This is a genomic window from Roseburia sp. OF03-24, from assembly GCF_003463035.1.
Classification (GTDB): domain Bacteria; phylum Bacillota; class Clostridia; order Lachnospirales; family Lachnospiraceae; genus Roseburia; species Roseburia rectibacter.
The window spans coordinates 32,300-47,850 of the sequence record NZ_QSCK01000005.1; the positions used below are offsets into that span (position 1 = coordinate 32,300).

Genomic DNA, 15,551 nt, shown 5'->3' on the forward strand with positions numbered 1-15,551 from the left:
GAAGTTGAAGATGAAAGAGCAGAAATTAGACCGTTTTTCTGTAACAGGCAGCTACAAGAAGGAAACCGGAATGTATGATCCGAGATTTGAGCATGATAACTGCGGTATCGGTGCTGTTGTCAATATCAAAGGTATCAAGACACATGCAACGGTAGAGAATGCATTAAAGATCGTAGAAAACTTGAAACACAGGGCAGGTAAAGATGCAGAGGGCAAGACAGGTGACGGTGTTGGTATTCTGCTTCAGGTATCACATAAGTTTTTCTCGAAAGTGACAAAACCACTTGGCATCGAGCTTGGAGATGAGAGAGATTACGGTGTCGGCATGTTTTTCTTCCCACAGGATGAATTAAAACGCAATCAGGCGAAGAAAATGTTTGAAGTCATTGTCAACAAGGAAGGAATGGAGTTCTTAGGATGGAGAGAAGTTCCGACCGATCCGACCAAACTCGGACAGAAAGCAGTTGACTGTATGCCATATATCATGCAGGGCTTTGTCAAACGTCCGGCAGAGGTGGCAAAGGGACTTGACTTTGACCGTAAACTTTATGTTGCAAGACGTGTTTTCGAACAGTCTAACGATGATACGTATGTGGTTTCTTTGTCCAGCAGAACCATCGTATACAAAGGAATGTTTTTGGTAGAGCAGCTTCGTTTATTTTTTGCTGACTTACAGGATAAAGATTACGAATCAGCGATTGCAACGGTTCATTCCCGTTTCTCCACGAACACGAATCCGAGCTGGGAGAGAGCACATCCAAACCGTTTCATCGTACATAACGGTGAGATCAATACCATCAAGGGTAATGCGGACAAGATGCTTGCACGTGAGGAGACAATGGAATCCGAACACTTAAAGGGAGAACTTCAGAAGGTACTGCCGGTTATCAATTCCGAGGGTTCTGATTCCGCAATGCTTGATAATACCTTGGAGTTTCTGGTTATGAGCGGTATGGATCTTCCACTTGCAGTCATGATCATGATCCCGGAACCATGGGCAAACAACCGTATCATGTCACAGAAGAAAAAAGATTTTTATCAGTATTACGCAACGATGATGGAGCCATGGGACGGACCTGCATCTATTCTATTTTCCGATGGTGATATGATGGGAGCGGTACTTGACCGCAACGGACTGCGTCCATCCCGTTACTACATTACCGATGATGATTATCTGATCCTTTCCTCTGAGGTCGGCGTACTTGATATCGATCCGACAAAGATTCTTGTAAAAGAGCGCTTACGTCCTGGTAAAATGCTTTTAGTTGATACCGTTGCAGGCCGTGTGATCGATGATGATGAGTTGAAAGAGACTTATGCAAACAAGCAGCCATATGGTGAATGGCTTGACCGCAACCTCTTAAAACTGGAAGATTTGAAAATTCCGAACGAGCGTGTGCCGGAATATACCAAGGAAGAACGCCAGAGAATGCAAAAAGCATTCGGTTATACTTTCGAGTCCCTGCGTGAAGCAATCCTTCCGATGGCAAAGAACGGCGGCGAGGGTACATCTGCCATGGGTATTGATACACCACTTGCTGCACTTGCAAGTGATCATCAGCCGTTATTCAATTATTTCAAACAGCTGTTCGCCCAGGTAACGAACCCGCCAATCGATTCGATCCGTGAGAAAGTTGTAACATCCACAACAGTTTATATCGGTGAGGACGGTAACCTCTTAGAGGAAAAGGCAGAGAACTGTCAGGTATTAAAGGTTAATAACCCGATCCTGACAAATACAGACCTGATGAAGATCAAAGCTATGAAGGTGCCGGGATTTAAGGTAGAAGTGATTCCAATCATTTATTATAAAAACACAAGCCTTGAAAAAGCGATCGACCGTCTGTTTGTGGAGGCAGACCGTGCATACAGAGATGGTGCAAATATCCTGATCCTTTCCGACCGTGGAATTGATGAGAACCATGTACCGATCCCATCACTGCTCGCCGTATCTGCCTTACAGCAGCATCTGGTAAGAACGAAAAAGAGAACATCCGTTGCGATGATCTTAGAGTCCGGTGAACCGAGAGAGGTACATCATTTTGCAACACTGCTTGGCTATGGTGCCTGCGCAATCAACCCATATCTGGTACAGGATACAGTAAAACAGCTTGTAGACGAGCATATGCTTGACAAAGATTACTATGCAGCAGTACAGGATTATAACAATGCAATCTTAAACGGCATCGTAAAGATCGCATCCAAGATGGGTATTTCCACGATCCAGTCTTACGAAGGTTCTAAGATCTTCGAGGCGATCGGTATCGATAAAAATGTCATTGACAAATATTTTACCAACACAGTCAGCCGTATTGGCGGTATCACATTAAAAGATATCGAAAACGATGTCAATGAGCTTCACTCCGCAGCCTATGATCCGCTCGGACTTGAATCCGATCTGACCTTAGAGAGCCGCGGACGTCATAAGATGAGAAGCGGGGCAGATCCACACCTTTATAACCCGGCAACGATCCATCTGTTACAGGAAGCAACCAGACGTGGCGATTATGAGTTATTTAAACAGTATACAGATTTAGTAAATAAGGAAGAAAGAGAGATCACACTGCGTGGACTGATGGATTTCAATTATCCGAAAAAAGGCGTGCCGCTTGAAGAAGTCGAGAGTGTGGAATCTATTGTTCAGAGATTTAAAACAGGTGCTATGTCCTATGGTTCTATTTCACAGGAAGCGCATGAGACACTTGCGATCGCAATGAACCGTCTGCACGGTAAATCCAACTCCGGTGAAGGTGGTGAGGATGCAGAACGTATCGCAAGTAAAAACAGCAGTGTGAACCGTTGTTCTGCGATCAAACAGGTCGCATCCGGACGTTTTGGTGTTACCAGCCAGTACTTAGTCAGTGCACAGGAAATCCAGATCAAGATGGCACAGGGTGCAAAACCTGGTGAAGGCGGACATCTTCCGGGCAAAAAAGTTTATCCGTGGATCGCAAAAACAAGACTTTCCACACCGGGTGTGGCTCTTATTTCCCCGCCGCCACATCACGATATCTACTCCATCGAGGATCTTGAACAGTTGATCTTTGACTTAAAGAACTCGAACCGTGATGCGAGAATCACAGTAAAACTGGTATCTGAGGCAGGTGTGGGTACCGTCGCAGCCGGTGTTGCAAAAGCAGGTGCACAGGTTGTACTGATCTCTGGTTATGACGGTGGTACCGGTGCAGCTCCGGCAAGCTCTATCCACAATGCAGGTCTTCCTTGGGAGCTTGGACTTTCCGAGACACACCAGACTCTGATCATGAACGGACTTAGAAATAAAGTCCGCATTGAGACAGATGGTAAGTTAATGAGTGGCCGTGACGTTGCAATCGCAGCACTGCTCGGTGCGGAAGAATATGGTTTTGCAACAGCTCCGCTTGTAACGTTAGGCTGTGTCATGATGCGTGTTTGTAATTTAGATACCTGTCCGGCAGGTATTGCAACACAGAACCCGGAACTGCGCAAACGTTTTGCAGGAAAACCGGAATATGTTGAGAATTTTATGCGTTTCATTGCAGCAGAGCTAAGAGAATACATGGCAAAACTCGGCTGTAAGACGATTGATGAGATGGTCGGCAGAAGTGATCTGTTAAAGGTTCGTGAGGACTTAAGCGGCAGGGAGAAAGAAATTGATCTTTCCAAGATCTTAAACAACCCATTTGCAGACCAGAAAAAGAAAGTTATCTTTGATCCGAAACAGGTTTATGATTTCGAACTGGAAAAATCAAAAGATATCACGGTGCTCTTAAAACAGTTAGGACCAGCACTTGAAAAACAGCAGCGCAGAAGTATTGATGTGGAAGTGACAAACACCGACCGTTCCTTCGGTACGATCTTTGGTTCTGAGATCACAAAGAAATATGGTGGTGAGGGACTTCCGGAAGATACATTTATTGTAAAATGCAGTGGCGCAGGCGGACAGAGTTTTGGTGCATTTATCCCGAAAGGGCTGACCTTAGAGTTAGTCGGGGATTCCAATGATTACTTTGGAAAGGGTCTTTCCGGCGGAAAACTGGTTGTCTATGCACCGGCAGGCGTAAAATACAAAAAAGATGAGAATATCATCATCGGTAACGTAGCTCTTTACGGAGCAACCAGTGGAAAAGCATTTATCAGTGGTGTTGCAGGCGAGCGTTTCTGTGTCCGTAACTCCGGTGCATCCGCAGTTGTTGAGGGAGTCGGCGATCATGGATGTGAGTATATGACCGGCGGACGTGTTGTAGTCCTTGGTAAGACTGGAAAGAACTTTGCAGCAGGTATGAGCGGCGGTATCGCATATGTACTCGACGAAGACAACGATCTGTATACAAGAATGAATAAAGAAATGGTATTTTCCGAAGAAATATCCAATAAATATGACGTTATGGAATTAAAAGACATGATCAAAGAGCATGTGGCATTGACCAATTCCGAAAAAGGAAAAGAGATCCTTGATAATTTCAGCGAATATCTGCCGAAATTCAAAAAGGTCATTCCATACGATTATAACCGGATGCTGATGGCAATCGTTCAGATGGAGGAGAAAGGTTTATCCTCAGAACAGGCGCAGATCGAAGCATTCTATGCAAACACAAGAGGTTAAATGAGAAAGATGTTCGTGCGGCGGCATGCCGCATGGCATCATGATGGAGGATATCAATAATGGGAAAACCAACTGGATTTATAGATTATGAGAGAGAAGATGCCAAAGCGATCGAGCCAAAAGAGCGCATCAAAAACTTTAAAGAATTTCATATACCGCTTTCCATGGAAAAACAGCAGATTCAGGGTGCAAGATGTATGAATTGCGGTGTGCCGTTCTGCCAGTCAGGTATGACGATCATGGGAATGACAAGTGGATGTCCACTGCACAATCTGGTGCCTGAATGGAACGATCTTGTCTACACGGGCAACTGGGAGCAGGCATATAACCGTTTAAAGAAAACCAATAACTTCCCGGAATTTACATCACGTGTCTGCCCGGCTCTCTGTGAAGCAGCCTGCACCTGTGGTCACTGGGAAGATCCTGTTACCTGCAAGGCAAATGAGCACGGAATTATCGAAAATGCTTACGCAAAAGGATATGCAGCAGCAAAACCGCCGAGAGTGCGCACCGGAAAGAAAGTTGCGATCATTGGTTCCGGTCCTGCAGGACTTGCGGCAGCAGACCAGTTAAACAAACGTGGTCATCAGGTAACTGTATTCGAGAGAGATGACCGCATCGGCGGACTTTTAATGTATGGTATCCCGAATATGAAACTGGAAAAATGGGTGATCGACCGTAAAGTGGATATCATGAAAGAAGAAGGTGTGGAATTTATCACAGGAGTCAACGTGGGCAAAGACGTAAAAGCTGCCAAGCTGTTAAAGGATTATGACCGCGTGATCTTAGCCTGCGGTGCAAAAAATCCGCGTGATATCAAAGCACCGGGACGTGATGCAAAAGGAATTTATTTTGCAGTGGATTTCTTAAAGGCAACCACAAAGAGCCTTTTAGATTCTGACCTGAAAGATAACAATTATATTTCTGCAAAAGGTAAAAAAGTGGTCATCATCGGTGGAGGTGATACCGGAAACGACTGTGTCGGAACATCCATCCGCCATGGCTGTGCGAGCGTGGCTCAGCTTGAAATGATGCCGAAAGCACCGGATATGAGGGCAGAGAACAATCCATGGCCGGAGTGGCCGAGAGTCTGCAAGACAGACTACGGTCAGGAAGAAGCAATTGCTGTATTCGGGCATGATCCGCGTATTTACCAGACAACAGTCAAAGAATTTTTAAAAGATAAAAACGGTAATTTAAATGGTATTATTACCGTGAAGTTAGAAAGTAAAAAGGATGAAAAGACCGGACGTATGATGATGGCAGAAGTTCCGGGTTCTGAGGCAAAACTGGATGCAGATCTGGTTCTTATAGCAGCAGGATTCCTTGGAACAGAGAAATATGTCGCTGATGCATTTGGTGTTGAGTTAAATGCAAGAACGAACATTTCAACCGCAGAGGGCGCATATGCAACAAGTGTGAAAAATGTATTTGCAGCAGGTGATGTGCACAGAGGACAGTCTCTTGTTGTATGGGCAATCCGTGAGGGACGTGAGGTTGCACATGCGGTAGATGAGAGTCTTATGGGATATTCTTACCTGTCGGTACAATAGGGAAAAATAAAAATTGTTGATGGAAATAATATAATAAAAGACCGGAGTGACATGATTTGGGACACTATATGAAATCATGCGGCTCCGGTCTTTTTCAAAAGTTGTTTATTGAAACATTTTATGGAATGTGCTATTTTCATCATATAGATTTTCCGGCGGATGGGGAGTCCGGGAAGAAGATATGATGGGGGAAACAGAAACGATGTTGAAAATTTTTCTGGCAGAAGATGAGATTGTAATGCGGGAGGGGATACGAAATAATATTGCATGGCAGGAGGAAGGATTTGAATTTGTTGGTGAGGCGAGTGATGGAGAACTCGCGTATCCGATGATTCAGAAACTAAAACCGGACATCCTGATCACGGACATCAGGATGCCTTTTATGGATGGACTGGAACTTAGCCGGATCGTAAAACAGGAACTTCCGGATACGAGTATCCTGATTCTGAGCGGATATGGTGAGTTTGATTATGCAAAAGAAGCTATCTCGATCGGTGTGGAAGACTATCTGCTGAAACCGGTGACCAGTGCACAGCTTTTAGAAGCAATCAGGCGGATCGCAGAAAAAATTTACAGCAGGAGAGGCAGACAGGAAGAGACAAAAAACGAAAAAGAACAGAAAACACTTACAAAAAGAAGACTGTTCCGACATATCGTATCCGGTGAGCACTCCTTTTCGGAGGTGTTAAAAGAGGCCAGAGAACAGGAAATCGAACTGGCAGCGGAGCGCTACAATGTTTTTATGTTACAGCTCTTTTTCGAGGATGGGACGGAGACGTTTTATGAAAAAGATGAAGCATTTGAAGATCATATGGAACAGTTTTTTGCATACGGTTCGAGTGTGATCCGCGCAAAACTAAGCTGTGGGGAATATCATCTGGTACTGAAAGAGGAAAATGGTGTGACGCTTGAACAGCTGAAAAATGCCATTGAACAGGAACTTGAAATATATCTCTGCGGGGAAAATAAGATCGATTATGCCGCGGTATACGGGATACCGGTCACACGGTTCAGCGAGATCAAAAAATGTTACGAGGAAGCGAATCTTCTTTTTGCAAAGCGGTATTCCTTAGAGAAAAATAAGATCACGGAACAGGTAAAGAAGATAGAAAATGAGATGGAAACAAAAGAGACATTAGATCTTGGGGAACTCAATGTGTCCGGGATCGACCGCAGACAGGTGGAACAGTTTTTGTATACAGGAAGAAAAGAGGAAGTATCCGGGTTTGTGGATGATTATTTCCGGAAAATCTCAAACGGTAGCTTACAGTCGGTTCTGCTGCGTCAGTATGTGCTGATGGATCTGTATGTGAGCGCGGTCTCCGTGTTGGAAAAAAGCGGATATACCAGTGAAAATCTGTTGGAACAGTACAAAGATGCGCAGAAGATGGAAATTTTTCTTGGCACTGCAGGACAGGCGAGGGAGTACATCAAAAATCTGTTCGGGGCAGTGATCGAACTGCGGGAGCAGGGCATGGAACGCAGATATGACAATCTGATCCAACATGCAAAATCCTACATAGAAGATAACTATAATCATGAGGATATCTCCTTAAATATGGTCGCTTCGGAGGTAAATTTAAGTTCGAGCCATTTCAGCACTGTATTCGGACAGGAGACGGGAGTGACGTTTGTTGAGTATCTGACAAAGGTGCGCATGGATAAGGCAAAACAGTTATTGCGGACGACCGGGACTAAGACCACGGAGATTGCATTTGAAGTCGGTTTCCGGGATGCACATTATTTCAGTAACCTGTTTAAAAAGACACAGGGGTGTACGCCGCGGGAATACAGAAACAGGAGTGACAGACCAGAGCAGGAACAGGAAAAATTATGAACGTAAGAAAAAAATTTTCATTAAAAAACAGGTTGTATCTGTTGCTTCTTATCTGTGTGATCCCACTAACGGTTATGATCACATATTTGCTTTTTATGATCAACAATGTATCGTCAAAATATGACCATATTGTGGAGAAGATCACAAAGGCAAATGCATATAACATCGGATTCAAGGAAGATATCGACTATGTGATGTACATTATCGTGGTTAATTCGGAACGTGCGGAGGAGTTAGTCGATACACAAAAGCCGCAAAAGATGATCAAAGAGGCGAGAGAGGTGTTTGGGAAATTGGCAGAGGATGCCGATTCCGCATATGCGAAACAGCGTCTCTCGCGAATTTTAAAGAGTCTTGACACCCTTGAAAAAAGGGTGCAGGAGATTGAGGAAGATGCGTTAGTCAGTGGATCTTATGAGACAAATATGGAGAGTTTGGACTTAAATATCAGGGTGCTGACGGAGCTGATCCAGGAACAGATCCAGTATTATATTTATTACGAGAGCATGAACATGGAGGATCTGCGGGGTGGGATCCGTAATGATGTGGAGCAGGCGATTGCGATCACGAGCGGTATTTTACTGGTGATCTTAGTGGGTGCATTTGCAGTCAGCAGAAAAATCGTGACGGGCATCACAGAACCAATCGGGGAGCTGTGCGATGCCGCAGTGGCTGCCGGGGGTGGCGATTTCAGAATCCGGGCGGTGAAAACCGGACCGGAAGAGATTGAGGTGCTAAATAAGAGTTTTAACCAGATGGTGGAAAAAATCGGCAACCTTGTGGAAGATATCCATACGGAGGAGTTGAATTTAAGGGCAGCAGAGCTTCGGGTGCTGCAGGAGCAGATCAATCCTCATTTCTTATATAACACGCTCGATAATATCATCTGGCTTGCCGAGTCAAAAAAGACAGACGAGGTCGTAATGATGGTGTCCTCCCTGTCCACATTTTTCAGGACTTCTTTGAGTAAGGGAAGGGAGTTTGTCTCCGTGAAAGAAGAGACAGAGCATATCCGCAGCTATTTAGAGATCCAGCAGTTCCGCTACCGGGACATTTTAGATTATGAGATTGCGATCCCGGAGGAATATTACGGTTATGAGGTCATCAAACTGACACTTCAGCCGTTAGTGGAAAATGCACTTTACCATGGCATAAAAAACAAGCGTGGAAAGGGACATATCACGGTCTCGGCGGAGCGTTGTGCGGATGTCTTGATCTTTAAGGTAAAAGATAACGGGATCGGGATGGATAAACAGAGACTTGCAGAAGTATGCGCGATGTTAAAAGAGGATGGCAATACGAAAAAAGAAAATGACGGATTTGGACTGTTTAATGTCAATCAACGCATCCAGTTGCATTATGGCACGGAATATGGACTGAAAGTGCAGAGTACCTACGGGGAAGAAACGGAAGTCTGGGTAAGAATTCCGGTAAGAACAGAAAGCAGTTCATAAAAAATACACATTTTTCCAAAAAAAATACACTTTTTTACCGAAATATATGAAAGCTGTTCACAATTTAGTAAAAAATTATACTTAATTCAAATTTAATTCGGTATTCATAAAAACCTCTCACAGTTATAATTAGACCATGGTTAGCAACGAAACCAAATCTAAAAAAACTATGGGAGGTTTTTGAAATGAAAAGAAAATTGGTGAGTATGGTAATGTGTATGGCATTAGGGGCAACAATGTTAGCAGGATGCGGAAACAGCGCAAACACGTCAACAGGTAATGCGGGTGCATCCAATGATGCCGCAGCAAAAACAGATGATGCAGCTGCTGCAGATCAGACAGATGACAGCGCAGAGGCAGCCGGAACAGAGAGCTCCGCAGCAAGCGGTGATACGGTTACAATTGGTTTTGCACAGGTTGGACACGAATCTGACTGGCGTACCGCTTCCACAGATTCCTGTTTAAGTGTTTTTTCCGCAGACAATGGATACGATCTTCAGTTTGTAGACTGTGATAATGATTCTGCAGTACAGTTAGAGGCAGTCAGAGGATTTATCGAGCAGGATGTTGATTATATCATCATCGATCCGATCGTATCAACCGGATGGGACACTGTACTGACAGAGTGCGAGGAAGCAGGAATTCCGGTTATCGTCATTGACCGTACGATCGATGACTCAGATAAATATGTTTCATGGGTAGGTTCTAACTTCAAGACAGAAGGTCTTGCAGCAGGAGAGTGGTTAAAAGCATATACAGATGCAAAGGGCATCAGTGATGTCAATGTACTTGTGATCGAGGGATCTACCGGAGCTTCCGCAACGATCGGACGTACCGACGGATTTAAAGAGATTGCAGATGCAAATGGATGGAATATCTTAGATTCCCAGACAGGTGATTTCACACAGGCAGGCGGACAGGAAGTCATGGAGTCCTACATCAAGAGTTATGAAGGTAAATTTAATGTTGTTGTATGCCAGAACGATAACGAAGCATTCGGTGCAATGGATGCAATGAAGGCAGCTGGTATCTCCTACGGTGTAGATGGTGATGTGATCCTTGTTTCCTTTGATGCATGTACCGCAGGACTTGAGTATGTAATGTCCGGTGACATCAATGCAGACTTTGAGTGTAACCCGCTTGCAGCTCCGTTCGTAGAGGAAGTTATCAAACAGCTTCAGGCTGGTGAGACTCCGGAGAAAGAAGTATACATGACAGAACACTGGTTCGTAAATGAGGATGTCCTTTCTACGATCAATGTAAATGGAGAAGATCAGGATCTGACCGTTGTCACAAAAGAAATCGTAGATGCCCAGTACTAATCAAACCTGATGGCATAAAATGCGGGGGAGACCATCTGGTCTCTCCCATTTTAAAGAAAGGGTGAAGGAAGATGGAGAGTAATGTTGTATTGACCATGCGCGGAATAACCATGACATTTCCGGGAGTAAAAGCATTGGATCATGTGGATCTTACATTACGCAAAGGTGAGATCATGGCACTGATGGGGGAAAATGGTGCCGGAAAATCTACGCTGATCAAATGTCTGACAGGAATCAATGCATTTGAGGCAGGAGAAATACATGTGGAGGGCATCGATGGTCCGGTTGTCAATCATTCGACGCTGGATGCACAGAAAAAGGGCATTTCCACTGTGTATCAGGAGGTAAATCTTTGCCCGAATCTTAGTGTTGCAGAGAATTTATTTATTGGAAGGGAACCGAAAACAAAACTTGGAACGATCGACTGGAAGACCATGGTCGCAAAATCGGAAAAGATCATGGACAGTCTGGATATAAAAATTGATGTAACGCAGAATCTGGAAGAATATTCACTTGCCCTGCAGCAGATGATCGCAATCGCGAGAGCGGTGGATATGGAATGTAAAGTACTTATCTTAGATGAGCCGACGTCATCGTTGGATGACCATGAAGTAGAAAAATTATTTACCCTGATGCGTCAGCTGAAAGAAAAGGGAGTTGCAATCGTGTTTGTAACCCATTTTTTAGAGCAGGTCTATGCGGTCTGTGACCGTATCACAGTACTCAGAAACGGTAAATTAGTCGGGGAATATCCAATCGAAGAACTGCCGAGGGTGCGTCTGGTTGCGGCAATGATGGGAAAAGATTTTGATGATCTTGCGGCCGTAAAAACAGAGCAGGCGAAAGACTTTTCAAAGGAACCGCTGTTTATCGATGCAAAGGGATTGAGCCATAAAGGAAAAATCAAACCGTTTGACTTACAGATCCATAAGGGAGAGGTAGTCGGATTGACCGGACTTTTAGGTTCTGGTAGAAGTGAGTTAGCACGTGTTATTTACGGCGCGGACAAAAATCAGACCGGAGAGCTGAAAGTGGCGGGAAAAGAAGTAAAGATCAATGCTCCGATCGATGCCATGAACCTTGGAATGGGACTATTGCCGGATGACAGAAAGGCAGAAGGTATCATAGGTGACCTGTCGGTAAGGGAAAATATTATTCTTGCACTGCAGGCAAAACGTGGAATATTCAAACTGCTGCCGATGAGTAAGCAGATCGAGATCGCGGACAAATACATAGAACTTCTTCAGATCAAGACCGCAAACAGGGAGACACTGATTAAACAGCTCTCCGGTGGTAACCAGCAGAAGGTGATCTTAGCGCGCTGGCTTGCGACCGATCCGGAATTTTTAATTTTAGATGAACCGACGCGTGGTATCGATGTCGGAACAAAGACAGAGATCCAGAAACTTGTGATCCAGTTAGCGGAGGAGGGAAAGAGCCTGATCTTTATTTCTTCTGAGATCGAAGAGATGCTTCGAACCTGTTCGAAACTTGTCGTATTAAGAGATGGGGAAAAAGTTGGTGAGATCACGGATAATCTGACACAGGAACATGTAATGCAGGCGATCGCAGGAGGTGGCACAAATGAATAATATAAAGAAACTGATCAGCAAACCGCTGTTTCTGCCTATCTTTTGTATGTTATTGGTAATGGCGGTAAATATCATTTACGATGTTGCATCGGGAAATTTTGCATTTAATTTCTTTACGATCTCCATTCGAAACGGAGTATTGTATGGACGTATTATCGATATCTTAAACCGTGGAAGTGAGATCGCGATCCTTGCGATCGGAATGACTCTGGTTGTATCCTGTTCTGCAGGTACTGATATTTCCGTTGGTTCGGTCATGTCACTGGCAGCGTCGTTCTGCTGTATGCTGCTTGCAGGCTATGGAGTTTCCTCCACGAATGAACTGGCGAGACCGCTTATCATCGGAGTGCTTGGCGGTATCCTGATCGGATGTGTCTGCGGTGCATTTAACGGATTGTTAGTATCGTATCTGAATGTACAGCCGATGGTCGCAACGCTTATTTTATTCTCGGCAGCAAGAGCGATCGGTCTGTTATTATGTAATAATATGATTGTGTATGTAAGAGAGGATTCCTTTAAAATTTTTGGTGGATATCTTGGATTTATCCCGACACCGATTGTTGTGGCAGCCGTATGTATCATAATCACTTCCCTGATACTAAAAAAGACGGCGCTGGGGTTATATGTACAGAGTGTTGGTATCAACAAAAAGGCTTCCCGTATTGCAGGTATCAAATCAGAAAGAATTATTTTCCTGTGCTACATTGTCTGTGGACTTTGCGCCGGAATTGCCGGAATTGTGGCATCTTCCCGTATCAGTTCTGCAGATTCTAACAATATCGGATTAAACTTTGAGCTGGATGCAATTCTTGCAGTTGCACTTGGCGGTAACAGTCTTGGCGGCGGAAAGTTCCGTCTTACCGGTTCTATTATCGGTGCATATACGATCCAGGCGATCACGACAACACTGTATGCGCTGGGTGTTTCCACCGAACAGGCACCGGTATACAAGGCGGTCATTGTTATCATCATCGTTGCGATCCAGGCGCCTCCGTTTAAGGATTATATGAAAAAGATGTCTGCAAAAAGACAGCTGGCAAAAGGAGGTGTCGCATAATGAAGAAAAAGAAAATGAATGGAAACACGGTACTTTTGATCATCACAATCGTTTTATTCTTCGTCATGTATGCAGTCGGATGTGCGATTTATGCAAATAAGGGATTTACACACCTGCAGACATTTTTAAATGTACTGATCAATAATGCGGGACTCTTATGCATTACCTGTGGAATGACATGTGTTATGCTGACAGGCGGAATCGACATCTCGGTTGGTTCTCTTGTAGCTATGGACTGTATGTTTCTTGCGGTCGGAATGGAGAGATGGAACATGAACGCAGTGGTTCTTTGTATTCTGGTCCTTTTGATCGGCGTTGTATTTGGAATTGTACAGGGTTTCTGTGTCGGATATTTAAATATCCAGCCATTTATTGTGACGATGGCGGGAATGTTCTTCGCAAGAGGTATGACGGCTGTGATCTGTACGGATCAGGTATCGATCAGCAGCAATGAATTTTTTGTAAAACTTGCAAATGCCAAGATCAAACTTCCGTTTGGATCTTATGTCAATGGTAAAGGCGTGGTACAGGTACCGTTTATCCGTATTTCCGTGGTTGTGGCACTGGTAGTGTTAGTCGTGGTATTTCTGATGCTCCGCTACACCAAATTCGGAAGAAGTCTTTATGCAGTTGGCGGCAGTGAGCAGTCAGCGACCATGATGGGACTTGATGTGAAAAAGACAAAATTAAAAGCTTATGTGTTATCTTCTTTCCTCTGTTCGATCGGCGGTATCTGCTATTGCTTGAATACCATGTCCGGCAACGTGCAGCAGGCACTTGGATTAGAGATGGATGCCATTGCATCATCCGTTATCGGTGGAACGCTCCTGACCGGAGGAGTTGGAAATGTGATTGGTTCCTTCTTCGGTGTACTGATCAACGGTACAATCTCAACTCTGGTAAAGACCAATGGTAAGCTCTTAAGTTCCTGGTCGAGCATCGCAGTTGCAGCATTACTTTGTTTCTTTATTGTGTTACAGAGTATTTTTGCAAAGATGAAAGAGAGCAGTAAATAATAAAGTGAATAAGAAAAAGCTGTCGCACAGAGAAAATTCTCTATTTATGTGCGGCGGCTTTTTGGTATATAATGAAAAGCAAAGGTTATGGGTTCGGAGGAGATATGTTAAACAAAAGGTGGGTATCAGCAGGAATCACGGTACTTGGGGCAATATTTTTGCTGGCAGGATGTGGAGAAAAAAGAGGGCAGCGCACGAATGGACTGGACACGGAGGAGATGGCAGGTCATGATGGGTGTATTGTGGTAGGCTATGCACAGGTCGGTTCAGAGTCAGACTGGAGAACAACGAATACGCAGTCATTTAAAAATATTTTTACGGAAGAAAACGGTTATTATCTGATTTTTGAGGATGGACAGCAGAAACAGGAAAATCAGGTCAAGGCGATCCGCAACTTTATCCTACAGGATGTGGACTATATTATTTTAGATCCGGTTGTGGAAACGGGATGGGAAGCGGTGCTTGAGGAGGCAAAGGAGGCAGGAATCCCTGTCATTCTCTCTGACCGTACCGTGGAAGTCGGCGATGAAAGCCTTTACAGCTGCTGGGTAGGAAGTAATTTTTGTGAAGAGGGAATAAAGGCGGGGGAATGGCTTGAAAATTATTTAAAAGAACAGGGAAGAGAAGATGAGACGATCCATTTAGTCACACTGCAGGGGACGCCAGGTTCCTCCGCACAGATCGGGCGGTCGGACGGTTTTGAAAAAATATTAAAAAAACACTCAGACTGGGTGATGCTTGAAAAACAGTCGGGCGATTTTACACAGGCAAAAGGTCAGGAAGTCATGGAAGATTTTTTAGAGAAGTACGATGATATCGATGTTGTGATCAGTGAAAACGACAATATGACGTTTGGCGTGATCGATGCGCTTGAGGCGGCAGGAAAGAAAATGGGAACAGATGGTGATGTGATCGTGATCTCATTTGATGCAGTAAAAGATGCGCTTACGGTGATGCAGGATGAGAAGATCATGGCTGATTTTGAGTGCAATCCGCTGACAGCCCCTTTGGTCGAACAGACGATCCGGCATATGGAAAACGGGGAAGAGGTCGATAAAGTCCAGTATGTGGAGGAAGGATATTTTGATTACACGATGGATCTGAAATCAATCCTGAAAGACAGATCCTATTAGAC

At 44.3% G+C, this 15,551-nt stretch carries 9 protein-coding genes; all 9 read left to right on the forward strand.

Features of this window, described 5'->3' with window-relative positions; translation table 11 throughout:
• The first annotated feature begins 10 nt into the window (after positions 1-10).
• Positions 11-4,585: a glutamate synthase large subunit gene (gene gltB, locus DXA60_RS03480; protein WP_117919570.1), complete on the forward strand. Its 4,575-nt coding sequence runs from the start codon at positions 11-13 to the stop codon at positions 4,583-4,585.
• Positions 4,586-4,644: 59 nt separating this feature from the next.
• Complete coding sequence (locus DXA60_RS03485) at positions 4,645-6,138, forward strand: glutamate synthase subunit beta (RefSeq protein WP_117919572.1); 1,494 nt, start codon at positions 4,645-4,647, stop codon at positions 6,136-6,138.
• Positions 6,139-6,340: 202 nt separating this feature from the next.
• Complete coding sequence (locus tag DXA60_RS03490) at positions 6,341-7,975, forward strand: response regulator transcription factor (protein ID WP_442969709.1); 1,635 nt, start codon at positions 6,341-6,343, stop codon at positions 7,973-7,975.
• Positions 7,972-9,429, forward strand: coding sequence for a sensor histidine kinase (locus DXA60_RS03495; protein ID WP_117919576.1), 1,458 nt, complete (start codon positions 7,972-7,974; stop codon positions 9,427-9,429). Before DXA60_RS03490 ends, DXA60_RS03495 begins: the two co-directional genes overlap by 4 nt.
• A 185-nt stretch (positions 9,430-9,614) precedes the next feature.
• Entirely contained in the window at positions 9,615-10,751 is a 1,137-nt protein-coding gene (locus DXA60_RS03500) for an ABC transporter substrate-binding protein (RefSeq protein WP_015559981.1), read from the forward strand.
• Between the two features lie 71 nt (positions 10,752-10,822).
• The gene (locus DXA60_RS03505; protein WP_015559982.1) at positions 10,823-12,343 is read left to right on the forward strand and encodes a sugar ABC transporter ATP-binding protein; all 1,521 of its coding nucleotides are present in this window, start codon (positions 10,823-10,825) and stop codon (positions 12,341-12,343) included.
• Complete coding sequence (locus DXA60_RS03510; protein WP_117919578.1) at positions 12,336-13,400, forward strand: ABC transporter permease; 1,065 nt, start codon at positions 12,336-12,338, stop codon at positions 13,398-13,400. Before DXA60_RS03505 ends, DXA60_RS03510 begins: the two co-directional genes overlap by 8 nt.
• On the forward strand, positions 13,400-14,416 hold the full coding sequence (locus DXA60_RS03515; protein WP_006856929.1) for an ABC transporter permease subunit: 1,017 nt from the start codon (positions 13,400-13,402) through the stop codon (positions 14,414-14,416). The genes DXA60_RS03510 and DXA60_RS03515 overlap by 1 nt, the downstream gene beginning before the upstream one ends.
• 71 nt (positions 14,417-14,487) lie before the next feature.
• Positions 14,488-15,549 (forward strand): ABC transporter substrate-binding protein, encoded by a 1,062-nt coding sequence (locus DXA60_RS03520; RefSeq protein ID WP_117919580.1) that lies wholly within the window; start codon positions 14,488-14,490, stop codon positions 15,547-15,549.
• The last annotated feature ends 2 nt before the right edge of the window (positions 15,550-15,551 follow it).